24 protein-coding genes and 1 tRNA gene are annotated in these 26,101 nt (G+C 64.8%); 10 read left to right on the top strand and 15 right to left on the bottom strand.

Translation table 11 applies throughout. The annotated features are described in order from the left end of the window. Positions 1 to 8 precede the first annotated feature (8 nt). The 6 genes from O1A05_RS09665 to O1A05_RS09640 all read left to right on the top strand — a co-directional run bounded on the left by O1A05_RS09665 (position 9) and on the right by O1A05_RS09640 (position 8,608). Entirely contained in the window at positions 9 to 1,703 is a 1,695-nt protein-coding gene (locus O1A05_RS09665; RefSeq protein WP_270105011.1) for an NAD-binding protein, read from the top strand. Next, positions 1,696 to 3,594, top strand: coding sequence for a toll/interleukin-1 receptor domain-containing protein (locus tag O1A05_RS09660; protein ID WP_270105010.1), 1,899 nt, complete (start codon positions 1,696 to 1,698; stop codon positions 3,592 to 3,594). Before O1A05_RS09665 ends, O1A05_RS09660 begins: the two co-directional genes overlap by 8 nt. Continuing rightward, positions 3,591 to 5,483: a hypothetical protein gene (locus O1A05_RS09655; RefSeq protein ID WP_270105009.1), complete on the top strand. Its 1,893-nt coding sequence runs from the start codon at positions 3,591 to 3,593 to the stop codon at positions 5,481 to 5,483. Before O1A05_RS09660 ends, O1A05_RS09655 begins: the two co-directional genes overlap by 4 nt. 98 nt (positions 5,484 to 5,581) lie before the next feature. Continuing rightward, positions 5,582 to 6,520, top strand: coding sequence for an alpha/beta hydrolase (locus tag O1A05_RS09650; protein ID WP_270105008.1), 939 nt, complete (start codon positions 5,582 to 5,584; stop codon positions 6,518 to 6,520). Between the two features lie 40 nt (positions 6,521 to 6,560). Next, complete coding sequence (locus O1A05_RS09645) at positions 6,561 to 7,928, top strand: alcohol acetyltransferase (protein WP_270105007.1); 1,368 nt, start codon at positions 6,561 to 6,563, stop codon at positions 7,926 to 7,928. Beyond that, positions 7,925 to 8,608 (top strand): DUF6320 domain-containing protein, encoded by a 684-nt coding sequence (locus tag O1A05_RS09640; RefSeq protein ID WP_270105006.1) that lies wholly within the window; start codon positions 7,925 to 7,927, stop codon positions 8,606 to 8,608. Before O1A05_RS09645 ends, O1A05_RS09640 begins: the two co-directional genes overlap by 4 nt. A 5-nt stretch (positions 8,609 to 8,613) precedes the next feature. Here the strand turns inward: O1A05_RS09640 and O1A05_RS09635 are convergent, their stop codons facing one another. After that, positions 8,614 to 9,291 (bottom strand): response regulator transcription factor, encoded by a 678-nt coding sequence (locus O1A05_RS09635; protein WP_270105005.1) that lies wholly within the window; start codon positions 9,289 to 9,291, stop codon positions 8,614 to 8,616. A gap of 19 nt (positions 9,292 to 9,310) precedes the next feature. Further along, entirely contained in the window at positions 9,311 to 10,543 is a 1,233-nt protein-coding gene (locus O1A05_RS09630) for a sensor histidine kinase (protein WP_270105003.1), read from the bottom strand. Positions 10,544 to 10,738: 195 nt separating this feature from the next. On the opposite strand from O1A05_RS09630, the gene O1A05_RS09625 reads away from it, so the two are divergent. Continuing rightward, entirely contained in the window at positions 10,739 to 11,542 is an 804-nt protein-coding gene (locus O1A05_RS09625; RefSeq protein ID WP_270105002.1) for a hypothetical protein, read from the top strand. 30 nt (positions 11,543 to 11,572) lie between these two features. On the opposite strand, the gene O1A05_RS09620 is transcribed toward O1A05_RS09625, so the two are convergent. Continuing rightward, positions 11,573 to 12,130, bottom strand: a complete 558-nt coding sequence (locus tag O1A05_RS09620; protein WP_270105001.1) for a MarR family winged helix-turn-helix transcriptional regulator — start codon at positions 12,128 to 12,130, stop codon at positions 11,573 to 11,575. A 127-nt stretch (positions 12,131 to 12,257) separates the two neighbouring features. On the opposite strand from O1A05_RS09620, the gene O1A05_RS09615 reads away from it, so the two are divergent. Together O1A05_RS09615 and O1A05_RS09610 are read left to right on the top strand one after the other, a co-directional pair. After that, positions 12,258 to 13,445 (top strand): ferrochelatase, encoded by a 1,188-nt coding sequence (locus O1A05_RS09615; RefSeq protein WP_270105000.1) that lies wholly within the window; start codon positions 12,258 to 12,260, stop codon positions 13,443 to 13,445. A gap of 3 nt (positions 13,446 to 13,448) precedes the next feature. After that, positions 13,449 to 13,886, top strand: a complete 438-nt coding sequence (locus O1A05_RS09610) for a pyrimidine dimer DNA glycosylase/endonuclease V (protein ID WP_270104999.1) — start codon at positions 13,449 to 13,451, stop codon at positions 13,884 to 13,886. Here O1A05_RS09610 and O1A05_RS09605 read toward each other — a convergent pair. The 9 genes from O1A05_RS09605 to O1A05_RS09565 all read right to left on the bottom strand — a co-directional run bounded on the left by O1A05_RS09605 (position 13,883) and on the right by O1A05_RS09565 (position 22,585). After that, positions 13,883 to 15,085, bottom strand: a complete 1,203-nt coding sequence (locus O1A05_RS09605) for a cytochrome P450 (protein ID WP_270104997.1) — start codon at positions 15,083 to 15,085, stop codon at positions 13,883 to 13,885. The genes O1A05_RS09610 and O1A05_RS09605 overlap by 4 nt on opposite strands. Beyond that, positions 15,082 to 16,728: an FAD-dependent oxidoreductase gene (locus O1A05_RS09600; RefSeq protein ID WP_270104996.1), complete on the bottom strand. Its 1,647-nt coding sequence runs from the start codon at positions 16,726 to 16,728 to the stop codon at positions 15,082 to 15,084. The genes O1A05_RS09605 and O1A05_RS09600 overlap by 4 nt, the downstream gene beginning before the upstream one ends. Continuing rightward, entirely contained in the window at positions 16,725 to 17,459 is a 735-nt protein-coding gene (locus O1A05_RS09595; protein ID WP_270104995.1) for a class I SAM-dependent methyltransferase, read from the bottom strand. The genes O1A05_RS09600 and O1A05_RS09595 overlap by 4 nt, the downstream gene beginning before the upstream one ends. After that, entirely contained in the window at positions 17,446 to 17,817 is a 372-nt protein-coding gene (locus tag O1A05_RS09590; protein WP_270104994.1) for a lycopene cyclase domain-containing protein, read from the bottom strand. Before O1A05_RS09590 ends, O1A05_RS09595 begins: the two co-directional genes overlap by 14 nt. Then, positions 17,807 to 18,163 carry a lycopene cyclase domain-containing protein gene (locus O1A05_RS09585; protein ID WP_270104993.1) on the bottom strand — a complete coding sequence of 119 codons (357 nt, stop codon included), beginning with the start codon at positions 18,161 to 18,163 and terminating at the stop codon, positions 17,807 to 17,809. Before O1A05_RS09585 ends, O1A05_RS09590 begins: the two co-directional genes overlap by 11 nt. Continuing rightward, positions 18,160 to 19,785, bottom strand: coding sequence for a phytoene desaturase family protein (crtI, locus tag O1A05_RS09580; RefSeq protein WP_270104992.1), 1,626 nt, complete (start codon positions 19,783 to 19,785; stop codon positions 18,160 to 18,162). Before crtI ends, O1A05_RS09585 begins: the two co-directional genes overlap by 4 nt. Beyond that, on the bottom strand, positions 19,782 to 20,657 hold the full coding sequence (locus O1A05_RS09575) for a phytoene/squalene synthase family protein (protein WP_270104990.1): 876 nt from the start codon (positions 20,655 to 20,657) through the stop codon (positions 19,782 to 19,784). Before O1A05_RS09575 ends, crtI begins: the two co-directional genes overlap by 4 nt. Before the next feature lie 8 nt (positions 20,658 to 20,665). Next, a complete protein-coding gene (locus O1A05_RS09570) occupies positions 20,666 to 21,739 on the bottom strand; it encodes a polyprenyl synthetase family protein (RefSeq protein WP_270104989.1) in 1,074 nt (357 codons plus the stop codon). 772 nt (positions 21,740 to 22,511) lie between these two features. Then, positions 22,512 to 22,585: transfer RNA gene (locus tag O1A05_RS09565), tRNA-Pro, on the bottom strand. Positions 22,586 to 22,687: 102 nt separating this feature from the next. Here O1A05_RS09565 and O1A05_RS09560 point away from each other — a divergent pair. Then, the gene (locus O1A05_RS09560; protein ID WP_270104988.1) at positions 22,688 to 23,221 is read left to right on the top strand and encodes an adenine phosphoribosyltransferase; all 534 of its coding nucleotides are present in this window, start codon (positions 22,688 to 22,690) and stop codon (positions 23,219 to 23,221) included. A gap of 1 nt (position 23,222) precedes the next feature. Here O1A05_RS09560 and O1A05_RS09555 read toward each other — a convergent pair whose 3' ends face one another. The 3 genes from O1A05_RS09555 to cmk are packed head-to-tail and all read right to left on the bottom strand — an operon-like array spanning position 23,223 to position 26,101. Beyond that, positions 23,223 to 23,759, bottom strand: a complete 537-nt coding sequence (locus tag O1A05_RS09555; protein ID WP_270104987.1) for a mycothiol transferase — start codon at positions 23,757 to 23,759, stop codon at positions 23,223 to 23,225. A 46-nt stretch (positions 23,760 to 23,805) separates the two neighbouring features. Further along, positions 23,806 to 25,353: a ribosome biogenesis GTPase Der gene (gene der / locus O1A05_RS09550; RefSeq protein ID WP_270104986.1), complete on the bottom strand. Its 1,548-nt coding sequence runs from the start codon at positions 25,351 to 25,353 to the stop codon at positions 23,806 to 23,808. Beyond that, positions 25,346 to 26,101, bottom strand: a complete 756-nt coding sequence (gene cmk / locus O1A05_RS09545; protein WP_270104985.1) for a (d)CMP kinase — start codon at positions 26,099 to 26,101, stop codon at positions 25,346 to 25,348. The genes der and cmk overlap by 8 nt, the downstream gene beginning before the upstream one ends.

The raw sequence follows: 26,101 nt of genomic DNA, 5'->3' as shown, positions 1-26,101 counted from the left end.
GATCCGTCATGAGGCAATTGTTCTGGAATCTCAGTGACCGTCTCAGTGGTGCGCTCATGCTCGTTCTCTTGGCGGGCGTCTATCTGCTCGGCCTCGTCGGATTAGCCTGGTATGCCGACCTCCACGATCTTGATTTCACGTGGGGGACCCTGCTCTATACCGCTGCCTCGTTGTTTCTTCTCGAGAACGGAACCCTCGAGGGCGAGATTCCTTGGCCACTGGAAATCGCCCGCTGGTCAGCACCACCGCTCCTCGCTCTTGCCGCCCTAGGGACAATTCTGACTCTGGTACGCGAACGCTCATGGTCGCTGGGCGCGTTGCGCGCGCGTCGCCACATCGTCATCGTCGGCCTCACGAGCAGAGGGTGGAGCGCCACTCGAGCGGCGCACAGCGAGGGACGACGAGTTGTGGTCATCGATGACGACGCCGCCAACGAGCATGTGCGCACAGCGCGTCGACACGGAATTCCCGTCATCATCGGAAACGGGTCTGAGCCTTCTAAGCTCAAAGCAGCGCGAACCATCCGAGCTTCCAAGGTGATCGTCTTCGCCGAAGATCCGGCCTCGTTGTCGTCCGTGGTGGAGAGCATCGCACGCCTCTCTGACCGGTCCGCGGATGTGTTGCCTCCAGATTTCTGTTGCTTCCTCGAGGTGCAGGATGCCACGACGGCCCGCCACATGAATGCCTTGATGCACGATCAGGGCGTTCCGTTTCAGTGGGAATTCTTCTGCTTGGCTGAGCGTGCGGGTCCCGTCATCATCGACCGGTGGGCAAACCTCCTGCGCGAACAGGAACGTCCGGACCCTGTCGTGGTCCTGGGCTCCAGCGAAGTATCCAGGTCAGTTGTATCCACAGTGCTGCGTCACAACCGCGGCACCGTGAGCAAACACAGGGTCGAAGTGCATTGGATCCTCGACGCTGAGCCGTCATTGCCGCTAACCCAACTAGAAGATCTCACCGAGGACGGCGACGAGACGAACCTGCGCCTCCATGTCGTGAGCGGCAACACCAGCGAGCACACTGCCACGGCGCTCAGGTCGCTCGCCAGAGCTCCGGGATTGATTGTGGTTGCAGAACCGGTGATCCCTACGGCGTTGCACTATCTCACCGTGGCGACCATCGTGGCTCAGGAGCGCCACACTCTTCTGGTCGCCGTCGCCGAGCAGCCGTCCGTCCTCCGCTTGCTCGAGAGCCATCAACGGGTTGCTGTCTTCGACGTCGCACGGGAATTGGCTCATGATGAACGGATCGCCCACGGCAGGCTCGAAACCCTGGCTCGTGCCTTGCATGATGGCTACCTTCGGCAGCTCAACCGGACGCTGGAGCCCCATGAACGTGAGAAGAAACCGGCCTATCGCTCCTGGGGCGAACTTCCGGCCGACCTGCGGGACCAGAACTATGACGCAGCGCGTGCCGCCCGTCAGATGCTGCGTCGACACGGCTTCGACATTGTGCACTCCACGCCGCTGTTGCCGAACGTTTCCCGCTTCGACGAGTCAGTCGTCGAAGCACTCGCATGTGAAGAACATCTCCGCTGGTTCCGCGCTCGACATCCTGGAGCGCCCGAACCAGCGTGGAATGACGTTGAGACCCAGCACGCAGAGCAATCCCGCGACCAAATTCGCCGGCTGCCGTCCATGATGAACGCGGCCGATCTTCAAATCACTCGACTCACTCAATCGGAGACGGTGGATCATGCCTGAACGCGGCTATGAAGCCTTCATCTCGTACTCGCACACCGCTGATGGTGCCTTAGCACCAGCGATTCAGACCGGAATGCAGCAACTCGGTCGTTCGTGGCGCGAACGACGCGCCATGGACGTATTCCGCGACGAAACCGGTCTCGCTGTCGACCCGAATCTGTGGGGCGCGATCACCCGCGCACTCGACGATTCCCAATGGTTCATCCTGCTGGCCTCGCCGTTGGCCGCACAATCGCAGTGGGTCGGCAAGGAGATTCAGCACTGTGTTGCCACCAAGGGCTCGCAACGAATCCTCATCGTGCTGACCGAAGGGACCCTTGACTGGGACGCCGAGCGCCGGGCGTTCGCCGAGGATTCCACTGCCCTGCACCCTGCGCTCGTCGGGTTGCTCCATGACGAACCGCTGATCATCGATCTGACTTGGGCTAGGACCGAGACTCAACTGACGATCGACAACCCGAGATTTCGTGCCGCGATCACCCAGATCGTGTCACACATTCGCGGTCAGTCTGTTGACGCCGTGGCGAAATCCGCCGCCCAGCAACAGCGACGCACCAAGAGAATCGTCGCTGCGGCCCTCGCCACACTCACGATGGCCGCGATCACTGCCTCGACCTCAGCGATCATTGCTGGCGCGAACTGGCTGACCGCAGCCGAGGATCAACGCTCTGCCGAAGATGAAGCTCGGCACGCGCTGGCTCGCGAATTCGCCGCACTCGTCCAGGGTGCCGAAGACCCCCGAGCCGCTCTGGCGTTGGCTTCGGAGGCATACACGCTCTCCCCCTCAACGGAGATGTTGGGGCCGTTACTGACGGCCGTCACCGGGCCAGGTGCTGAACTGACTCAGTTGCCGCAGCTGTTGCCGGATGGGTTCGAGATCGACGACATCCGGTCTTCCTCGGGGCCGTTGGAACACAGCCGCGGGCGCATCGCCTTGGACACCTCGCGGGGTGCCACCGTGATCGATGTCGACTCTGGTGACGAGTGGCGATTGCCGGGAACGTTCCACTACCTCACCCCGGACGGTAGCCGAGCCATCGGAACCGACGGCACCGTCGTCGAGCTTCTGGACAACGGAGAGGTCAACAACCAGGCCGTTCTTCCCGCTCTCAGCACCCCTCCGAGCTTCGATCAGAACAGCGAACTGATCGCATATCGCCACGATGGCCCAGGCTCGTCCTTTCTGGTGGTGGCCGATGTCAGCGGCGAGGTGATCCGCGAGACTCCCACCGCAAGCGGGGCGAGCTGCATCGGATGTTTCGAGGATGCGTCAGTGTTCGCGCTGGCACCGGATGGTCGCCACGTTGCCGCGAGGCTGGCACGACCATCCATGCGCGACTCGACGACGGCTCGCCTGTCCACCTATGCCGTGGAAGAAGATTCCCTGCGGGAACTGGCGACTGAGACATTGAGTGGAACCGGAGGAGTTCGATTCAGTGACGATTCCACATCGCTCTGGGTGCGCGATGGCGGTCAGATGCTGGTACTCGACCCGCAAAACCTGGACGAAGTCAGCAACTCCATGCACATCGCCCGTGCCGGTCCGTTAAGATTCGCCGACGACACGAGAGCGATCGCTCCCGCCGATGCATGCCAGGCTCCCGGAGTCGTGCTCTCCCCCACCATGGCGACCGTGACGACGTTCCCAGAGACCTTCTCATACTCCGAAGCCGGATGCATGGAGGATTCGCCACCCGGAGTGGAACCTCGGTGGCTTCTCGGCGGAACGTGGTTGCAGACCGCCGCCGGCGTCTGGCCCGCCTCCCCAGAGCTGCTGCTCGACCTCATCTGCGCAGGTCATGGCGGCCCACTCGCTCCAGACGAATTCGCTGAACTCACCGGGATCGACCACACGCCGCGAGCGTGCACGTCAGCGACGGAGGAATCATGAGTGTCACGGTTTTCCTGAGCAGCTCACCGGGAAACGACGAGCTCCTTGCCGACGAACTCGCCCGGGCCATCCCCCGGGTGCGGCGACGAGGCGGCATACAGGTCATTCGCGACGGAGACCCGGCCGAAGCCGATTGGTTGCTCTTCCTTGCCTCCCCGGAGTCATCGCGCGACCCGGACGTCACTGCCCAGCTCACCCGGTGGCTCGAGGTCAAGGGCGTCGATCGATTCCAAGTCGTCGTCACCGCAGGGTCCTGGCACTGGGACGCCGAGGCGAACGAGATTGCCCGCGAGTCCTCGGCAGCGCCGCAGATGCTGCGGCGGGCCTTCCCTGCGGAGCCTCGGCACCTGGAGTTCCGTGGTGATCGCGGTGCTCGCCCGACGTCTCGCGACCCACTGTTTCTCGACCAGGTCGCCGAGATCACCGCCCCGATGTTGGGCACCACCAAGGACGCCCTGACCGGCGAAGATGTCAGGCGGCAGCGTCGCACCAGGACCCTGACGAAAGCGGCAGCCGGTGCCCTCAGCGTCCTGTTGCTCATCGGTGTGGCCGGCGCCGTCGTGTCCGTCAATCGTGCCGAGGCTTCTCGGGAGTCGCGTGCCATTGCCCTGCAGCAGCGCGATGACTCAGAAAGCCGGCGCCTGGCAGCCCTCTCGGGGCAAGTGGTCAACGACGACGGGGCACTGGCCCGGCTCCTGGCGGTCGAGGCATGGCGTATCTCTGAGACCGCCGAGGCACGTCGGGCGCTTGCCGAAGCCACACAGGTCACCGGACACTGGGGAATGACGAACACCCCGTCGGACACAGTGTCCCGACTCATTGGCCATGCCTTCCACCCGATGTCTCTCGATTTCTCGGAGACTCACGTGGCCACCGTCGATGCGGGCTCTATGCTGCGCATTTGGACCCTTCACGACGCACAACTCGTGGCGGAGGTCGGGGGCACCTTTGGCATGGAGAATGTGGCGTGGGCACACGATGGCAGCGTCGTTGCTGCTGCCGGTGGCAGAGTTCATCTATTCACCGCCGAGGGGCAACCTCTCGGTTTCGCCGGTCCGCGTTCGCCTGCTGCGCTCGTGGGAGCGTGGGGCGCAAACGGATTCGTCGCCGCTGGCGGATCCATCGCGGTGATTCAGGATCGGGAGGTCCTTGTGGAGCGTCCCCTGACGGACATCGGGTTGACGACACCTCCGGTGTTCGTGGAGGGCTCGGCAGACGGAGAGCGCGTCCTCGTTGCTTCAGAATCTGGGCAGATCGCCCTCTTGGACGCGGACCTCGACGTAGTTCATCAATGGGAATTCACCGTGGCCGTCGATCAGTTCGGTGCAGGAGACAGTGCGAGCGTTTTGGCCTGGGACGGGAGGGAACGCGTGGTGCTTCCCCCGGACAACGACCGTATCCGAGGTCCGATACTGGATCCTGCGAGCGGACCGGACCCACAGGACAATGCCATAGCCGGGATCTACGACGCACGCACCGGCGAGGGCATCGAACCGCTGATCTCAGACGGCTACTTCCCAGTACCCGCGACCTCAGCTGCGATCCTTGCCGACGGCTCTGCCATCGCCCTCAGCCCCGGCGGTCTCGAGGCTCCGCCCGCCTTTGGCCAGACATCGTCTGACATGGATCTCTCGGTGATTCCGCTCCCTGAGCGGGCCAACCTGATCGGAGTCTCACCCGACAACCGCTGGCTCGCCGTGGCGGGGTCCTCCGCGGAAGCGTTTCTGGTACCGCTAGTGGAGCCGGCTCAGCGCGACGACATCACCGGGGATCCGACGGTTCAGGCCTGTGCCGCTGCCGGCCGGTTCCTTTCGGAGGCGGAGTGGGCGATGTACTTACCAGACCGCGACTACCAGCCCGGCTGTCGCAACTCCGACGAGCCCTCCTAATTTCCCACTCCCGGCTTCGGGCGCGAGCTCTCCCGGAATCGCCGATAGGCTGGGGAGATGACTCTTCCTCCGTACAGCCGTGTAGTGCGAGCCCGTCCGTGAACCCGCTGATGCGCGCCGTGCTGGGTTGGTTCGCCGCGCCCCGGCTCAATATGCGTGAGGACTATGAGAAGGTCCGCCGTGCACAGCGGGGCCTGGCCGCCATCGCGGTGCCCCCGACCCGGGCCCGTGACTGGGAGACCGTCGAAGACGAGAACATCTTCCCGGTACCGGTGCGGATCTTCCGCCCGAAGGAGACCCGGCGCAACGACGTCGTCGTGTTCTTCCACGGCGGCGGTTGGGTGACCGGTGACATCGACAGTTACACCCCGGCCTGCACCACGATGGCCGACCTGATGGGATGCGTGGTGGCGTCGGTGGATTACCGTCTGGCGCCCGAGCACCCCTTCCCCGCCGGACTCGAGGACTGCTACCGCGTGGCGCGCAAGATTCTAGATCAACCCGAACTGCTGGATGCGCAGCGCCCGGAGAACGTCATTCTGATGGGTGACTCGGCCGGCGGGAACCTTGCCGCGGTGGTCGCGATGCGTTTGCGGGATCGTGACGAGACCGTGCCGTCCCGGCAGATCCTGCTGTACCCGGTAACTCAGTGGGATCACGATCCGCAGACCTCGCCCTTCGACTCGGTGCGCGAGCATGGCGAGGACCTGCGCCTGACCAACACGGAGGTGCAGGACTATCTGGAGCTCTATGTTCCTGACTCCACGCAACGTCAAGATCCTGAAGTGTCGCCGCTGGCTGCCGAGAACTTCTCGGATCTGCCGCGCACCCTGATGATCACCGCCGGTTTGGACCTGCTGCGTGACGAGGGCGAAGCGTTCGCCAGCAAGCTGGCGGAGGCCGGTAACGACATCGTCGTACACCGGGTGGAACGAGCACTGCACGGCTTCATCACCCTGCCCCGATTCTCGCGTTCGCTGCGTGAGGCATATGAGCAGATCGATGCTTTCCTGGAGGACCCGACTCGGGCACCATGAGACCATCGTCCCTGCCCCGAGGAGAGGATCCGCGACTGCGATGACCCGTCACGCCTGGGTTCGGCTCGACAACGCCTCTAATATCTTCCTCGCTGCGCGTTCGGACGCGGATCCTAAGGTGTTCCGCATTTTCGCCGAGTTGGACCATGAGGTGGACCGGGATCTGCTCCAGGATGCCCTGGATGAGGTATACGACCAGTATCCGCTGTACCACGCGGTGCTGCGTCGCGGGGTGTTCTGGCACTACCTGCAGGACAGTGATCTGCGGCCGCAGGTAACCGGTGAAGACCTCCACACCTGCGCTCCGCTGTATCAGCCGCATCGCCGGACATTGCTCTTCCGGGTGATCCACCATCGCCGTCGAATCAATCTGGAGATCTTCCACGCGCTCTCGGACGGCACCGGCGCACTGTGGTTCCTGACCGACCTGATCAACGCGTATCTGCGCCGCCGCGATACCCCCGACACGCCGGAGACTCCTGCACGGGCCGCCGTCCACGAACTGGCACCGGACAGCTTCGCCGAGTACTTCCGACACCCCGCCGAGGGCAGCCCGGGTGAGCTGCTGCTGGAGTCGGATGCACAGACAGTCGCCTCAGGCCAGGAAAAGCGGACGAAGAAGCGACGTCGTGACTCCCGCTCGGTGTTCCGGGTCCAGGGCACCAGGACACCCGATCACCGCACGCGGTTGATCGAGCTCACCCTCTCGGGGTCGGAGCTGGCGCGTCAGGCCAAGGCCGAAGGGGTCTCCCTGACGATGCTGCTGATCGCCCTGTTCTTCGAGTCCGTGCGATTGGGCTCCGGAGGCCTCGGCCGGTCCCGGACGCTGAGCGTTTCGGTTCCGGTGAACCTGCGCCAGTTCTTCCCCTCAACCTCGGCCCGGAACTTCTTCGCCACCGTACGTCTCGAGCACAACTACGGCGAGGGAGCCGATGATCTGGCGGCGATCGCGCGCGGCCTGGAGGAGCAATTCGCTCTGAAAGCCTCAGCGTCGGCGTTGGATACCCGGTTGCGCCGTTTCGTCCGGTTCGAGCGGATGCCGTTGCTGCGTGTGGTGCCCCGACCTCTCAAGGACGGCCTGCTGCGCCTGATCAACTGGGCGAACAATCGCGGTCTCACCGTGGCGATTTCCAACCTGGGCAGGGTGGTTCTTCCGGCCGAAGCGGAGTCCCGCGTGGGGCGGATGGGCTTCCATGTCTCGGCGGTGCGTCCGCAATTCTGTGCGATGTCACACGGCAGCCAGATGACGGTGAGCTTCACCTCGCCCTTCATGGAGACCGACCACGTGCGCGAATTCGCGCAGATGCTCACCCAGCGCGGTCTCGACGTTTCGGTCGCCGCCGCGCGGGCCTCCGAGGAGGAGCTCGGCGACGGCAATCGCGACGGGCTGCGCGAGGTGGGCGCATGAGTATCGAGTCGGCGGGGCGGACCTGCCCGCGATGCGACGTACGCGTCGAGGGTGATTGGGCTACGTGTCCGCTGTGCCAGACAGCCCTCGCCGGACAGGCGTCGCCCAGCCCATTCCCCTCGGTCCCCCTGGTCTTCTCGCGACGTCGCGTCTTCCGGGTGCTGTTCCTGGTGTCGCTGGTGCTGATCCTCGCCTCGTTGCTGGTGCAATTGTTCTTCGAGAGGGATAGCGCCGACCTGGGAGCGTGGCGGTTCACCTGGCTCGGGGTGGCCACCATGTGGCTGGTGGTGATCATGGCGATCCAGAAGCGGCACAACGTGGCGAAGGGGACGGTGTACCTGGTGGCCGTCGCCAGCCTGCTGTGCGTCTACTGGGACTATCTGACCGGGTGGAACGGCTGGGCGCTCACCTATGTGGTGCCGATCTTGTGTGCCTCCGCCATGATGGCGGTGCTGATCACCGTGCGGGTCATGCGCATGGCCGTCGGCGACCATATTCTCTACAGCGGGCTCACCGCGGTGATGGGGCTCGTCCCCATCCTGTTCCTCACCCTCAACTGGGTGTATCAGCCACTGCCGGCCGCCATCTGCGGGGTGTTGAGTCTGATCACGCTCATCCTGTTGCAGCTCGCACGTGGCGGACAGGTCCGCCACGAGCTATCCAAGAGACTGCACATGTGATGTGCTCAGGTCGTGGCGTCACCCAGCAGATCGAGCCGCGCCTGCGCCACCACCACGGCTAGTTGGGCGCCCGAGTCGGCGCCCACTTTGCTCATCGCACGGCCCACCGTACTCTTCACGGTGCTCGCAGAGATGAAGAGCCGCTCGGAAATCTCGCCGTAGGTGTGACCGGCGCCCACCATCTGCGCCACCTGGATTTCACGATCGGACAGTGCTGTCACCTTCTGTCGCGCCGCTTCGCACAGCGGGTCGGTGCTCGGAGCGATGTAGGTGGAGATCAGCCGCGAGGTCAGTTGCGGGGAGATCATCGGGTCTCCGGCGTGGGTCATGCGGATCGCCGTGGCTAAGCTATCCGTGGCGTCCGTCTTGAGCAGAAAACCGGTGGCCCCGGCGTTCAGAGCGCCTCGCATGTACACATCGGTATCGAAACTGGTCACTGCCAGCACGCCAGGCGGATGGAGCATATTGCGGATGCGGCGGGTGGCTTCCACCCCGTCCATCTCGCCTTTGAGCAGCAGATCCATCAGCACCACGTCGGGACGGTGGTCACGCACCGACTGCGCCGCGTCCAACCCGGTGGATACCGCAGCGACGACCTCGATGTCGGATTCTTTAGCCAGGATGCGTTGCAAGGAGTCGAGGACCAGCACCTCGTCGTCGACCATCACCACCCGAATCCGCACACCAGGGAGTATATCGAAGCTACGGTAGGGCTGGGCTGTCCTCGGTCACGGCGGGAAGCTGGACGTCCAGGACGAACTCGTCGCCGTCGTCGCGCACATCGACGGTGCCGCCGACCAGTGCGGCGCGCTCGCGGATGCCGATGAGCCCGGTTCCGGACCCCAGGGAGAAATCGGAGTCGTCAGCGCGGCGGTTGCTCACGATCAGACTGATGCCCCTCTCCGGTGAACCGGTGAGGCGCAGGTGAGCGGATCGGTCGCTGCTATGACGCAGCGCGTTGGTGAGCGCTTCCTGGGTGATCCGCAGCACCGCCCGTTGCAACGGTTCCGGGGCGGAGGCGAAGTTCTCCAGTGCGACGAAGGAACGGACGTCGAGTCCGGCCGAGGCTGCGTCGTCGAGAAGGTCTCCGAGATCGTGAATTCCCTGAGGTGCCGGGACCGGGGTGGCCGACGGTGCGCCGCCTTCGCGCAGGGAGGTGAGCAGCACCCGCAGGTCGGTGAGTGCTTGATCGGCGTAGCTGCGCGTGGTCTGCAATTCCTGGTGCAGCTTGCTTTCCCCCTCACGTTGCGCGGTTTCTTGTAAGCTCCCGGCTTGGAGTGAGAGGACCGAGAGTCTGCTGGCCAAGGTGTCGTGGACTTCTCGGGCCAAGTCTTCGCGTTCCCGCTGTCGGGTCAGCTCATCCGAGAGATGCTCGCTGGCGCGCAGCGCGGTATCCGCTTCAGCCTCGGCCCGGCGGGTCGACCGTCGCTGCCGGGCCCAGAAACCGATGGCGAGAATGAGACTCAGGCACACCAGCACACTGAAAGCGACGAGGATTCGACCGGTCTGGCGATAGTCTTCCTCCGGCCACTGCCCCAAGCGCACAATGTGCATGACGCCGTTGGCCACGATCAGGACCATTCCGGCCACCACCACACCCCAGTGCCAGCGACGGGTGCAGCGAGCGATCCATCCGGTCAGGCCCACGGCCAACAGGAACGGGTCGAGGTGCAGCAGCAGAATGCTCACCGTTCCCACGATGATCAGCACGCTCGGAGCGGCCCGATACCAGGGCAGCGCCAGCACCAACAGCATGGCCAGCGCACCTCGCACCGCACCCTGTTCGGTCAGCTCTGCGGTCACCGGGTCCATGAGCGACGGCGAGGTCATGGTGGCCACCACCAGTGACATCAGCGCGGCGGTCATCAGTAGTAGAACGACAACGACGCTCAGCAGCACGCGCAACAGCGCAAGGGGGCGCGAGGAAGGGGGCATGCAGTCAGTGTACTGAGCGGGTGACCCCGGCCTGGAGAACGGATCGGTCACGTGACGATGCCCGATCGGGCATGGCAGCGAGCCTGATCCGCCGTATTGCCAGACCCGGCAGAACGGAATGCTGGAACGCAGCGTCGTCGTCTCTGCGCGCCGACCTCACCACACTCACTCCATACCACTGAAAGGCAGGCACCGATGCCCTCCCCCGAAAACACCACCGACTATCCCCAGAAAAACTCCGTCGGCCTGATCGCGCTGGTCACCGCCGTCGTCGGCGCCATCTTCGCGTGCATTCCCGGTGCGTTGGTCGTCGGATGGGTGCTGCTGCCCATCGCCTTCGTTCTCGCCATCGTCGCCCTGTGCTTGAAGGGCCGCAAGAAGACGACCGGTGTCATTGGCCTGATCGTATCGGTGGTGGGAACGATCATCGGTGTCATCGTATTCTTCGCCGTGGTCGCCACCGCCATCGATGAGAGCTTCTCCAGCGACGTCACCGCCACGGTTCCGCAAAATCAGGAGTCCGCACCGGCTGACGGCGAGCGATCCGAGACCGTCGCCGAGAACACCGAGGAGGGCACGCGCGCGAATCCGTACCCGTTGGGCACTGCGGTCTCCGACGGTGACTGGACCATCACCATCAACAGTGTCGAGCTGGATGCCACCGAAGCCGTCCTAGCCGAGAACCCATTCAACGACGAGCCCGCCGCAGATCACCTCTACATTTTGGCCAACGTCACTGCCGAGTACACCGGTTCCGACACCGACGGCGCCATGCCCTGGATCGGCCTGAAGTATGTCTCCCCTGGCGGAAACACCTTCGACGCCACCGATGCATTGGCGGTCGCGCCGGACGGTTTCGACTCCACGACGACACTGTTTGAAGGCGCATCAGAAACGGGAAACATCGCGCTTCAGGTACCGACTGACTCCGTAGGCGACGGAGTGCTGACCTTCACCCCCGGTATGTTCGGCAGCCCCGTCTACGTTGCGGTGCAGTAACCGTAGTACCACCAGGTGGCACCCGCGGGATCACTCCGGGGAGTGGAACTCCTCCTCGGCCAGGGTGGTCAGGAAACGCAGCACGACGTCTCGTTCCTCAGGCGTAAGCTCCGAGACGGCCTGAATGCGGCTGACGTGAGTGGTCCCGACGGTGCGCCGTGCTGCTGCGGCCGTGTCCTCGGTGATCTCGATGGCCGTGGACCGCCGGTCCCCCGGGTGCTGGCGGCGGCTCAGGTGCCCTTGATCCTCGAGCCGATCCATCATCTTGGTCACCGAGGCCGTGGAGATGCCCAGGTGTCGGGCGAGCATGCTCGGAGTGGCCAGATCGCCGTGGCGTTGCACCGCCATAAGGAACCGCAGCGCCCGCATATCCGTCTCGCCAAGTTTCATGTAGCGGCGGGCCGCCTCGCTGGACCGCCGTTCAGCGGCACGCCAAGCGCGCATCGCCTCGAGCACAGCGACGATCTGATCCATCTCGCCCTCGTCGAAACGCCCATAATCGAAGAGTTCCTGGCGCGGATCCATCACCCGCGGGTCAACGGGTGAGTACCGTTCGCCGCGTGCGGCGGGGCGGGCACTTTGCTCCATGACACTTCCTGTGATTATATTTAGCCAAGCTAACTATCTCGTCAGCCGAATGAATCGATGCTGGATGGCGATGCACAGTAAGGATACACAGCGGCGCCGTGATCAGCGTCCGCTTGAGAGGAACCTCATGTCTGAAACCACCGCCGCGACCACCGTGCCCTATGCCTCGCCGGCCTCCCGCGCCGGAAACCCGTACGTGTCGGAGCCCCAGGACTACGATGCCATTCTGCTGGCAGGCTTCGGCGGACCCGAAGGCCAGGATGACGTGATCCCGTTCCTGCGCAATGTCACCCGCGGCCGCGGGATTCCAGACGAGCGGCTCGAAGAGGTGGCCACCCACTACCGGCACTTCGGCGGGGTGAGCCCGATCAATGATCAGAATCGTCAGTTGCGTGCCGCCCTGGAAGCGGAGATGCGACGTCGTGGAATGCAACACCCGGTGTACTGGGGCAACCGCAATTGGGACCCCTACCTCGAGGACGTGGTCCGCGAGGCCGCCGCGGCGGGACACCATCGGATCCTCGCTGTGGCCACCAGCGCCTATAGCTCCTATTCCAGCTGCCGCCAGTATCGCGAAGACTTCGCTCGCGCTTTGGAGTCCACCGGCCTTCAGGAAACGGTAACCATCGACAAGGTGCGACAGTTCTTCGACACCCCCGGGTTCGTGGAACCATTCGCCGAGGGACTACGTACCGCTCTGGCCGAAGTAACAGCCGAGGGCCACGACCCCGAGCAGATCCGAGTACTCTTCGCCACCCATTCGATTCCCAGCGCTGATGCACTGCGCTCCGGCCCGGAAGAATTGAACCTCGGCGAGGGAGGCGCCTACGCCGCGCAACATCGTGCCGTCGCCGAGAGAATCTTCTCCGATCTGCGTGCGGACGGGGCGGACGGAGCGGAGGCGACGTGGGAGCTGGTGTACCAGTCCCGCTCCGGTTCACCGTCCACCCCGTGGTTGGAGCCCGATGTTTGCGATCGCATCGCTGAATTGCCCGCCGAGAACGTGACCGCGGTGCTGATCGTGCCGTTGGGCTTTCTCAGCGACCATATGGAGGTGCTGTGGGACCTGGATGAGGAAGCACTCGAGGCCGCTGATGACGCCGGACTGCGCGCGATCCGTACCCCGACCCCGGGTTCACATCCGAGATTCGTCGCCGGGTTGGTCGACCTCATCGAAGAGCGCATCGCCGCCCGTCCGCCAGCGCAGCGACCGAGCCTCACCGAGCTGGGGCCTTGGTACGACGTCTGCCGCCCGGGGTGCTGTGAGAACGCCCGGCTCGGCTTCAAACCCGCCGCCGCCGGCTGCGCCCCCTGAGTCATGCGACTCTGGTCGTTGCACCCCGAGGTACTCGACCGACAGGGGCTGATTGCCGGCTGGCGAGAGGCGCTGCTCGCCCAGGCCGTCCTGCTGGGGCGGACGCGCGGGTACACGCGGCACCCGCAACTGGAGCGCTTCCGCTCTCACCCTGACCCCGTGGCCGCAATCGGGGCATACCTGAACGAGCTGTATGTCGAGGCCACGCGCCGCGGCTACCGCTTCGACGTCGGACGGATCGCACTCCCGCCCGGCCCCGACGGCGACGACTCATGGCGCGTGGAGGTCACCACGGGGCAGTTGGGGTTCGAGTGGGATCACCTGCAGCGAAAACTCAGCCAGCGCTCACCCGATCAGGTGCGCCCCACACCGGCGTCGATCCCCGCGCACCCGATGTTCGTGGTGGTGGACGGTCCGATCGCGACCTGGGAACGGCCCTAGCTGGGGCGTAGCCGCAGTCCCCGCAATCGGTAGCCCTCGATGAGCTGATCCCAGCTCAGGCGCGGCTGCTCCGCGATCGTCCACGACCCCGCGGCCAGCCGGTGCACGAAGGCGTCCGTCTCCCGCAGCGCCAGATGCTGCCCCGGGCAGCGATGCACCCCGTCGCCGAAGCTCAATCCCGTGGCCGGCACCCCCGGAGTGAGGCTCCGCTCCGGGTCCAACTGCAGCGAGCGTCCGCCCACCACGTCCGCATCCGTGTTGATCTGGCGCACGTTCAGGTCGACCAGGTCTCCGTCACGCAGGGTCGCTGCCGGACACCCAGCATTGTCCTCGAGCGCGAGGTCACTGGTCATCCGCCGGTACAGGTGTCCCACGGGCGGTTCGAGACGGATGATCTCGGCCAGGATGCGCTCGCGTTCTTCCCGCCCTGCTTGAGCGTAACGTCGGCGCAGCCGGGCATCATCGAGCACATGCCAGGCAGCCATGGTCATGAATTCGCGGGTGGTCACCATGCCGGCGGTGCCGTAGGTGAGGCACTCGGCCAGGAGATCGGCGCGCTGGTAGCCCTGCTGGAGCAGGTGGCTGATGACGTCCTCACGCGGAGCTCGACGGCGAGCGCGCACCGCCGGGGCCACGTCGCGGCGATAGAACCCGGCCAGCGGTCCCAGGCCGTTGACCGCGGCCTGCATCCAATCGCGGCGGGTGCGGCCCAGGTCCGCCCGCGTCCGGTCCAGTGGCGGCTGCCGGAAAAACCGTTCCAGCCGACTCGCCAGTGCGGTCACCGGCGCATGCGTCAGCCCGACGATCGAGGCGGTGATAGCCACGGCGACGTGCAGGGCGTGCCGATCCACCAGCATGTCTCCCTGATCGGTCGCGATAGTCAGGGAGCGCTCCACCTCCTGCTCGATCAGTGCACTGTAGCGGGTGTCGACGACGGCGGGCGCGAAGAAGCGGGCCACTCGACGCCGTTGCTCATCGTGGTGGGGGCCGTCGCCGATCAGAATGGGACGCTTGCTGAACAGCCACTCAGGGATGTGCTCGGCGGTGAAGCCCGCCTGCCGGGTGGAGGAACGAGCCCGCAGCACCGTCCGGGCCGCGGCGAAACTCCCCACCCGCCGGTACCCCTCGGGATCGTGATGAGCGACCGGGCAGCCGGTGTCTTCGGGGCGTGCGGCGCGCCGCTGGTCCGACACACTCATCGCGGGCCCCGTCGGCTCGGTCGAAGGCGTCGGCGCAGCAGGCCGCGCAACGGCGGGGACCACAGGTCATGACCGGTGACTCCCCAAGCGGACAGCAGCTCATTGGCGGCTTGGAATCCGGTGGTGGCGGCCCGTTCCATCAAGGCCACCGGATACTCACACCGAATCCAGTCTCCTGCCAGCACCAGCCCGGGCACACCGGTGGAGACTCCGGGCTGCTCGTTCCAGGGCGTGGTGTCGGCCAGCCCGCAGTCGTCGTCGATGAGCAGCTCCTCCGCCACGATGCCAGCGTCCCGGGTCTCCGGGTACACGTGGTGGAGCTCAGCGACCAGCCGATCTCGCACCCGCCGCCCCGGCCCGGCCTCGGGCGTCCCCGGGTCCGCGTCGCCGGTCACGGGCGTCTCAGCAGGCAGGGCGTAGCCGTGCAGTTCGACCACGGAGCCGCCATGAGCCCTGGCCCAGACGCGGGCGGTGTGTTCGTAGCGTTCCAGCACGCTCACGTTGTCGAGCAGCTCGTAGCCGCTGGTGCCCATAAATGCCGGGCGTTCCGGCGCCACTTGGGTGTCCAGCCAGAGCCTGAGTACCGCGAAGGGTGGGGCGTTGCGCCGGGGAAGCACCTGCTCCTGTAGCCGTCGCAGACCCTCGTCCACGGCGGCCTCTCCGTCCTCGGCCAGTGCCGGCACCCCGGCAACGAGCCGACGTGCCTGGCGTGGATCGGCGGCGAGCACCACCGCGTCGACGTCGAGCACCCCACCGTCGTACTCCACCCGCCACGCTGCCTCCGACCCAGGCGGGAGTCGGGTCAACCGCTGGACCGTCGTCTGGCACCGCACCTCAGCCCCGAGATGGTCCAGGTACTCCCCCAGCGGTGACCAGAGCGCCTCGCTGTAGGCCTCGCGCGGAACATCGAACAACAGCCCCTCCGCTGAGCCGGTGAAGTAGGTGTGGAACATGGTCACCAATTCACGGGCGGAAAACTCGCGCGGGTCGGCGAAGAAGGAACGGGCGAACACCTCCAGGGCTAAATGTCGAGCGCCGTCGGGGAATCGGAGCCGGTCCAGGAAGTCGGCCGCGGATTCCCCGGTGTCCTCCTGCAGGATCTGCGGGAACTCCACGCGGATCAGCTCCAGCGCGGTCGCAATGTCCACTTGCGTCAGCGCGACGAGCGGAAAGGTGGGGCTGCGCCACACGAACCCGACCAGATTGAACGGTGGGGTGCGCGAAATCGCGGCAAAGGAATCGGTGACGCCGCAGGCGGTGCGCAGCGGGTAGTCCGCCACCGGAACCAGCTGGTGTAGAGCCGGATCCACGCGGCGCAGCAGCGCTCTCAGGTTGTAGTACTGGCGGAAGAAGGCGTGGAAGCCTCGGCTCATGTTCCGACCGTCTTCCAGGGGCCAAGAGCGCACTCGCCCGCCAAGCTGCGCCTGGGCTTCCAGAAGGTGCACCGACACCCCGCGTTCGGCGAGCGCGACCGCAGCGGTCAGCCCGGCGATGCCCCCGCCGATCACCGCCACCGAACGCACGCCCTCCGGCCGTGCCAGCCCACGCGTCGCCCGCACCCGCTCGGCGTGCGGGTCCCTCGGGTCCAGTGGGATGTCGCTGGCCCCAACGCCGTTGCGTGATCCACCACCTCGGATCGTCATTGTTCTCCTCGGGATGCTCCGGCCACCGCGGTATAGGTGTGCAGAATCTTGCGGTGCCAGCCCCGCGCCGTGAACACGCGTCCGCCCTCGAATCCGGCGTCACGCAGTCGCTGCAACACGGTTCGGGTCGAGTCGTTGTTCATCACGGACCGCCAAAGATAGGTGAACAGCGACGGCTCGGCCCGCATCACCACGCTGAGAGGAATGATGACGCCGAAGCAGACCAGGGTCCAGGTGAGCTGGGCCCCTCGGGATTCGACCACCGAGTAATCGTGCAGCACGAGGGGCGTGCCCGGGGCCATCCGCCGCCGGATCGTCGCCAGCACCGCGGTGCGGTCCTGCTCATCCACGTTACGCAGCAGATAGGCGGCGAAGACGCCATCCGGGGCCGCTCCGAGTTCCTCGTGCAGGCTGTGCTCGAGGTTCTCGGCGCGTTCCAGGACGAAGCGGGTGCCTGGCCGCCACGTCTTGGCCTGCGCCAGCCCCAGCATGCCCTCCGATGCATCGACCCCGAGCAGCCGCGCCTGTGGGATCTGCTCCTGCAGCGCCGCGGTGCTCAACCCGGTCCCGCACCCCAGGTCCCAGATGAGCGGACCGTCGTCACTACCGGACTGCACCTGGGCGCTCAGTGCGCGGGCCGCCCGGCGCAGTTCCCGCCGGTACCCCGGGTTCAGCCCGGTCATCACGTCGTAACGCCGGGCCGAGGAGGTAAAGGAGTCACTGAGCTTCATGGGGTGCTTCCGCCTCGTTCGTCTGCTGTTTCTTGTTCTGGTTCATCTGGGTCTGACGATTCTTCAACGCCTGCCACACCATCAGGGTGGTGGTGATCATCGCGAAGCCGAATCCGAAATCCTCCACCGGGATGTCCCAGGGGAACCGGAGTCCGAGCATCTGGTCGGGGTGATAGAGCACGATCGGGTTCGAGAGCTTGGTGAGCCAGCCATCCACCGGCACCTGGAATCCGAGGCAGATCAGCAGCGCCAGCCAGTATGCCGGGCGGCGGAAGATCCCGCTGCGCACCACCAGCAGCTCCACGAGCACCACCACGATGATCCCGATGACGGTCAGCAGTGTGTATTCAGGAAGCATGTTCACCTCCGGCGACGTCCGAGGTGCGACGGCGACGCCACCAGCCCAACACGGTGGACACGCCCTCGTAGCTGAGCAGTGCACACAGCGGGATCACCACGAAGAACACCAGCTCCTCCAACGGGAGCGGACCCAGGTGGATCCCCGTGATGAACTCGGGGTTATAGGTCCAATGACCTCGGACGATCCCTACGAGATCCCAGATCCCGAACACGACGACCACGGCGAGCACGGAGGGCACCATGATCCGCCATCGCCGATACACCCGGGCCTTCAGCACAAACTCCAGCGGCAGGGTGATCAGCACACATCCGGCCATCAGGATCAGATACTCAGCGTGGTTCATGGTCGGTCCTCCTCTGCATGATCGCCGGCCCTCGTCGGCACGGGCACCGGCAGTGGTCCTACGGTGGTGTCCGCGCGGAACCGCTTGAGCACATTCTCCGCCGAGATCAGGCACATCGGTAGTCCTACCCCGGGAGTGGTGGTGGCTCCGGCGAAGTACAGTCCGTCGACCTCGCGGGACCTGTTGGATCCGCGCAGGAACGCCGACTGGCCCAACGTGTGCGCCAAGCCCAGCGCACCGCCCCGCCACGAGTTGAACTGCGCTTCGAAGTCGCCGGGCCCCACAGTGTGCCGTGCCACGATGCGCTCTTCCAGGTCCGGAATGCCGGCTCGCTCGGCGATCATCGCCACCGTGCGGTCCACGATCTCTTCGGTCTCAGCATCCGGGTCTCCGTGCAGGCTTCCGCGGATTCCCTTCGCCATCGCCGGTACGGGGATCAACAAAAACAGGTTCTCGTGCCCGGGCGGGGCCACCGACTCGTCTGTGGCCGAAGGACGGCAGAGGTAGACCGACGACGAGGCGGAGTCGCGAGGGGACTCGGCACCGTTACCGCGCTCAGGAAAGATGCGCTGGAAGTCCGCGCTCCACTCGCGGCTGAAGAACAGCGAGTGATGGGCCAGCTCCGGCAACGGTCCCCGCACTCCCAGATAGGCCAGCACGCAGCCGATGCCGGGATCCCGACGCTGCCAACGACGGCGCACCGAACGCGGCGGATCTGGGAGCAGCACCGTCTCGGTGAAGTGCCGGTCGACGGCGGAGACCACCCGCTCGGCGGACAGGTGGTGTTCCGTGCCCGCGGCATCGCGGTAGGTGACTCCCGTGGCGTGACGGCGCGGCTCCTCGCAGGTGATCTGCTGCGCCGCAGCACCGGTGATAATCTCGGCCCCGGCGTCGAGCGCCAGCCGGTGCAGCGAGTCGATGAAGGTGCCAAAACCGCCCATCGGGTATGCCACCCCCTGGTTCAGGATCGTGTGGTTGAGGATCCCGTAAAAGGCGGGCGTACGCGAAGGTGAGGAGGAGAGAAACACTGCGGGGAAATCGAGGAGCTGCCGGAGCCGGACGTCGCGGTAGCGGCGGACCGATTGACGTTCCAAGGATCGGGTGAGCCGGGTCAACAGTCGCGGCACGCGACGCAAGACCGACGGATCCAACAACCGGGACGGTGCCTCGAAATTGGTGTAGAGGAAGTGCTCGAGTGCCAGCTGGTAGTCATCACTCCAGGCGGCGAGATCCTCAACGAGTCGGTGTCCGGCCCCAGGTTCGAGATCCTCAAAGAGGGACGCCACCTCCGTGGCACCGGTCGTGATGTCGAGTCGCCGAAAGCCTTCCGTGAACAGTGCGAAGGACGGATCCTCCAGCGTTCGCAGGTCCAGCTCCCGCTCGACGCTGGTGCCCATCAGGGCATAGAAATGCCCGAAAGCCTCCGGCATCAACCACCAGGAGGGGCCCTGATCCCAGCGGAACCCGTCGTCCTCCAGGCGCCCGGCCCGCCCGCCGACCTGGAGTTGTTGCTCGATGACGGTCACCTGATGACCGTCCCGCGCCAACAGCCCGGCGGTAGCCAACCCAGCCACTCCGGCGCCGATGATCACCACGCGCTGCCGTTCGGTGCCCGGTCTCACGCTCGTCTCCCTCGGCGCACACGCTGCAGCGCGGTGTCCACCGCGAGCGTCACCTTGCGGGCGTTGTTGACTCGGATGCGTCGCGCGCCGATCTGTTGGGCGGGGGTCTCGTCGATCTGGTCGGTCAGCTCGTGGAACAGCCGATGAGCCACCCCGACCGCGAGCCGCGCCCGCAAGTCAAGTAGCCCGATGCCCGCTTCAGCAGCGTCCAGGTCCTGGCGGATGTCCGCGACCAAACGATGCTTTTCGACGTCGCTGAACGTCACGGGATCGATTCCAGGGAAATAGCACCGACCCAGTTCGTCCCGGTCGGCACCGAGGTCGCGCAAGAAGTTGATCTTCTGGAAGGCCGCCCCCAGGCGCTGTGCGCCACGGGCCAGGGTCTGAGATTCGGTGGTCGCTGTTCCGGGCATGCTGCGGAACACAGCCAGGCACATCAGCCCCACCACCTCAGCCGATCCGTAGATGTAGTCCGCCAAGGACTCCTCCGTGTGCTCGGTCCGATGCAGGTCGGTGCGCATCGCGGTAAAGAACGGCCGGGTCAACGCGGTGGTGATGTCATGAGAGCGTGCCGTAGCGGCAAAGGCATGAACCACCAGGTTCGTGCTGTAGCCGGTGTCCAGAGCGGCCTCGGTCTCGGATTCCAAGCGATCGAGGGCTTCCTCGGCCTCCCGTGGTTGCAGTCCGGCTTGCACCGCCACCCCGTCGACGATCTCATCGGCCAAACGCACCAGAGCGTAGAGATTGGCAATGTCACGACGTGCCCGTGCACCGAGGAACTTCGTGGCTAGTCCGAAGGAGGTCGAGTAGGCGCCGATGACCGTCCCCGCGCTGCGCGTGGCGGCGGCGGTGTAGCGCTGGAGAGGATCCATCGTGCCCATCATGCCCCTCGCCGCTGGAGGTCATCTATGACGACGTCGAACTCAGCACGAGCCCGTTCCGTCAACGGGAGCGTTTCCAGTCCGGCCCGGGCTCGGTCGCAGCACAGCTGGGCCACCATGCGGGCGCGCTGCTCGATGCCGTACGTGGTCAGCGCGGTGCGCATCACGTCTATCGGGTCCTCGCCATCCCGCCACGCCCGGACCACTGGTTCCGCTTCCGGAATGTCCTGGAGCAGGGCGATGAGTACCGTGAATTTTCGCTCCCGCAGGTCGGAATCGACAGGCTTTCCGGAGGCATCGGGGTCGCCAAAGGTACCGAGCACGTCATCAATAATCTGATATCCGATGCCCAGATGGGCACCGGCTTCCGCCAACTGAGCAGCAGTGTCTGAAGGAGCGCCAGCCAGCATCGCCCCGATGCGCAGTGGGGCTTCGAACGAGTAGGCAGCAGTCTTCAACCGATGCATCTGCAGCACTCGATCCAGGTTTGGTTCCCCCATGCCGGTGGCGAAGAGCACATCGTCTAGCTCACCAGCAGCTGAGCTCAGGATCGCTGAGTGGAAGGCCTCAACAATCTCCAGTGCCGCGGGTTCATGACGTACGGACTCATGCACCAGGCGGATCGCCTCCGCAAGCAAGACATCTCCCGCGAGCACACCGGCTGAATGGCCAACGTGTTCGGCGTCGCGCCGATTCTGTCTCATGTCCAGTGCGTCGTCACGGTATTCTGCAGACAGGGTGGGGCCACCTCGACGTATGAAATCGCGATCGATGACGTCATCGTGGACGACGAAGGCGGTGTGCAGCAACTCGACAGCACAGCCCAGCTTGACCACTGGTGCGTCACTCCGGCCGTCGAAGGTGCGAAACCCCAAGTGCACCAAGGCCGGCCGGGACCGCTTACCACCCTCGATCATGCGCCCGATCCTCTGCCACATCTGGACCATCCGGTCCGACCCTGAGGTGGAGACTCTGTGCTCAATCACGTGCGCCAGTTCGGTGGAGACCGCGTCTAGGAAGTCGGCCTTGGAGACGGACATCTCGACGCTGTTGACGTCGCGGTGACTCACCATCTCTGGCGCCGCAGTATTGCGCTTCGGTAACACCGAACGGTCGATGATTCCCTCGGATCCGATGGCTCTGCGCTCCGTCCCACCGTGGCGTTTCCACCGTCACAATGCATAGAAGTTAGCTTATCTAATTGCAAGCCTATCTAACTATAGGTGTGATCGCATTCAGAAACCCGACACGAAATCGTGCCACCGCTGAGGACAGAATCGGGATCAGCCAAAACCACGACGACGATCCAGGCGATGACACGCCACAAAAAGCAAGCGTTCTGGCATACAACCCACATAACACTGAGATGCGTCGAGATAGCAAGAGCCCCGGGACCGCACGGACGACACCGGTGCTATCAATTTCTGTCGATGAGGCGTAATCGCCCTCAGGCGAAATCGCAAAAAATGTCCGTCAGGCAGTGTCTTGCATCAACACATAGGCGACGCTGTTTACCGGTCAGAACCCGGCGACCCCCACACCAGCTGAGGTGGATCAACAGCCGTGATGGATCTCTGCCGTATCCGGACCTGCCAGCATTACCGTTGATTGCTTTGCTGCGGCACTTCCGTGCTGTCCCGCTCCAGAAGGCAGCGCTATGGATCATTCAGGCTGTGTACTCGGGCAAGAGTATTCGCATCACCGATATCGGATGTGGAAACGAAACCGACCGAAAACCCACGGCGTAGAAAAGACAATTGCCCGGGAACCGAACCCACGGATTCCGGGCAATCTGTCATTTCTGAACCGCCACATCTGTAAACGATGTGCCGACTCAGAACAAAGTCGGGCATGCGGGATTTGAACCCACGACCTCTTGACCCCCAGTCAAGCGCGCTACCAAGCTGCGCCAATGCCCGTGATTCAGATGCCTTCAGCATCTTTCACCTGAGATAGCTTACATCACGGTGAACGAGAACAGCGAAACGAGAAGACGTGTTGTTCACCATTACAGTGGAGACATGTCTTCTTCCACGCAACTGTCACCCGCGATCGAGGCTGCCCGGTCTTTGATTCGCACTATTCCTGACTATCCGAAGCAGGGTGTGCAGTTCCGCGACATCACACCCCTCATGGCGGATGCTCAGGCTCTGCGCGACTGCGTGGAAGCCCTCGTCGAACCGTTCTCGGGCCGGTTCGACCTCGTCGCGGGGGTAGAAGCACGCGGATTCCTGCTCGCCGGTAGCGCAGCCATGGTGGCTGGAGTCGGGCTGGCGCCGTTGCGCAAAGCGGGCAAACTCCCCCGACCTGCAGCCTCCGTCAACTACGACCTGGAATATGGGACGGCAACGATCGAGGCCTCCGAAGACATCATCCCGGGGATGCGGGTGCTGCTCTTGGACGATGTGCTGGCGACGGGCGGAACACTCGCAGCCGGACGCGCACTGATCGAGAAGATGGGCGCGGAAGTTGCTGGCACGGCCGTGCTCATGGAGCTGGAAGGACTCGGCGGTCGCACGTTGGTGCCCGAGGTTCACGCGCTCTTCAGCATGTAGCTCAGTGAGATGGGCGCAAGGGCATCCCAGCGATATACGCGGCTTGTCCGACGTGCTGGACAGCATCGTCGATCACACTGATCACGCGGACGCCCAGGGTCACCGGAGGGTCATAGTGATGATCGACCACCCGGTCGAGCTCTGACGCGTCCAACGTCGGAATCCACTTCCCCAGATGCTGGTACACCGCTTCCAGGTACTCGCGCAGCAGACTCTTTCCCTCCTGCGTTGCTGGCACGGTGATCGCTTCAGCAGCGGCTGGGTTTTGGCCGTACCCCATGTCGAAGGCGCCGAGGTCCTGACCGTCGAAGTCGAAGCGCTGCGCAAACCCCTGAGCCGTCCAGACCTCTGAGGTGTCAGATAATGGGGCGATCTGCGCATCCGTCTCACGGGCCGAGTGCCACAGTAGCCAGGCGATCGAATTCGGATGTCCACCTGGACGATCATTGATCCGCGCCGGCTCCAGCTCGTCCCAGAAGTAGTCCAGGGCCTGCAGAGGCCGGGCAGCGAGGTCACTCAGAACAGTGATTGCATCCATGGTTCTAGAGTGACCCCGTTGCCCGGCCTCATGCCAGAGTTGAGTTTCAGCGGCGCTTGCGCTTTTCGCGCACGCGCATCCCGATCTCGATCGGAGTGCCCTCGAAACCGAAGGTCTCGCGCAGTCGGCGCTGAATGAAACGGCGGTATCCCGGCTCCAGGAACCCGGTAGTGAACAGCACGAACTTCGGCGGCTGCGTAGACACCTGGGTGGCGAAGAGGATACGCGGCTGCTTCCCCCCGCGCACCGGGTGCGGATGGGCTGCGACCAGCTCACCCAGGAACGAGTTGAGCTTGCCGGTGGGAATGCGCGTGTCCCAGGACTCCAGTGCGGTCTCCAGTGCCGGAACGAGCCGGTCCTTGTGCCAGCCGGTCTTTGCTGACAGGTTGACTCGCGGCGCCCAGGTCACGTGTTGCAGGTCGAGGTCGATCTCACGCTCCAGGTAGAAACGGCGGTCGTCCTCCATCAAGTCCCATTTGTTGAAGGCCAGGACCATGGCACGTCCCGAGTCCAGCACCATCTGGATGATGCGCACGTCCTGCTCGGAGAGCACCTCGGAGGCTTCCAGCAGCACCACGGCCACCTCGGCCTTATCGAGAGCGGACTGGGTACGCAGCGAGGCGTAGTAGTCCGAACCGGAGGCCATGTGCTGACGGCGTCGAATACCGGCGGTATCCACGAAGCGCCACGGCTTGCCACCGAGCTCGATGTACTCGTCCACCGGGTCACGCGTGGTGCCAGCGGTCTCGTCGACCACCACACGGTTCTCCCCGGCCAGCTTGTTCAACAGTGAGGACTTGCCCACGTTCGGGCGCCCCACCAGTGCGATACGACGTGGCCCTTCGAGGTTCAGCAGGTGCCCGTATTCGGATTCCTCGGGTAACACCTCGATCACGCGGTCAAGGAAGTCACCGGTACCACGGCCGTGAATAGCCGAGACCGGGTACGGGTAGTCGAAACCCAGGCCCCAGAGCTGCGCAGCTTCGGCTTCCAGGGCCATGTCGTCCACCTTGTTGGCGACCAGGATGACGGGCTTGCCGGATCGGCGAAGCATCTTCACGACCGCTTCATCGGTGGCGGTGATGCCCACGGTGGCGTCCACGACGAAAGCCACGGCGTCAGCAACTTCGACGGCGCGTTCTGCTTGCTCCGCCACGCGAGCGTGAATGCCCTTGGCGTCGTGTTCCCAGCCGCCGGTATCGACGAGGGTGAACTCGGTGCCGTTCCATTCGGCCTGGTAGCTCACACGGTCGCGGGTCACGCCGGGGACGTCTTCCACGACGGCTTCGCGGCGGCCGATGATGCGGTTGACCAGGGTGGACTTGCCCACATTGGGGCGACCTACGATGGCCAGCACCGGCGGAATGATCTCGGGGTCGGCGTCGACGTCAATGCCGTCCCATTCGGCGAGCAAGGCGGCGTCGTCGGCTTCAAGCTCGTAGTCCTCGAGACCGGCGCGGAAGGCATCGGCGCGAGCCTGCTGTTCCTCTTCGGTCATCGCGGCCAGGCGCTCGGCGACCTGGTCGTCACCGGACGGCTGGTATTCCTCGCCAGCGCTTTCGGCGGACCCTTGATGATCGGGGTGTTCAGTCATGGTGTATCTCCGTACGTGTCGGCGCAACGTCGCTGCGCGGTGGTGCGGTTTGTGCCTCGATCGCCTCGAGCACGGCCTGCACTGTTTCTTCGAAAGTCAAGGCGGAGGAGTCCACGAGGGCCACACCCTCCGCGGGGGTCATGAAATCCACCACGGTGGAGTCCTTGGCGTCACGTCCGGCAACCTGTGCCGCGAGCTCCGTCGGCGTCACTGCGGAACCGGCTTCGTTGAGTTGGGCACCGCGCCGGGCCAGGCGCACTTGCTCCGATGCGGTGAGTAGGATGCGGGCGTGGGCGTCGGGGGCCACCACGGTGGTGATGTCGCGGCCTTCGGCCACGATGCGCTCGGACTGATCGATCAGCTGGCGCTGCCGACCCACCAGGAGGGCCCGGGCGTCCCGGTTCGTGGCCACCGCTGACACCAGGCTCGAGATGTCCGGACTACGGATCTCCTCGGTGATGTCAGAATCGGCGACGACGACGCGCTCGTGATCCGGATCGGTGGAGATCACCAGCGGCATCTGTTCTACTGCTCTGGTGACGGCTTCAGGATCGACCTCATCGGAGCTGAGGTCGAGGCCCGTGTACTGCGCCCACCAGGCGGCTGCGCGGTACATGGCACCGGTGTCGAGGTAGGAGGCGGACAGGGCGCGCGCCACCTGCTTCGATACCGACGACTTTCCGGACCCTGAAGGCCCGTCCAGGGCGATGACCAGATGGTTCCGGTCTGTGGTTTCGGGGGTGTTCAT

The organism is Citricoccus sp. NR2 (assembly GCF_027594385.1).
GTDB lineage: Bacteria > Actinomycetota > Actinomycetes > Actinomycetales > Micrococcaceae > CmP2.
The sequence above is the reverse complement of the archived record's forward strand: the minus strand, read 5'-3'. Positions and strand labels throughout refer to the sequence as shown.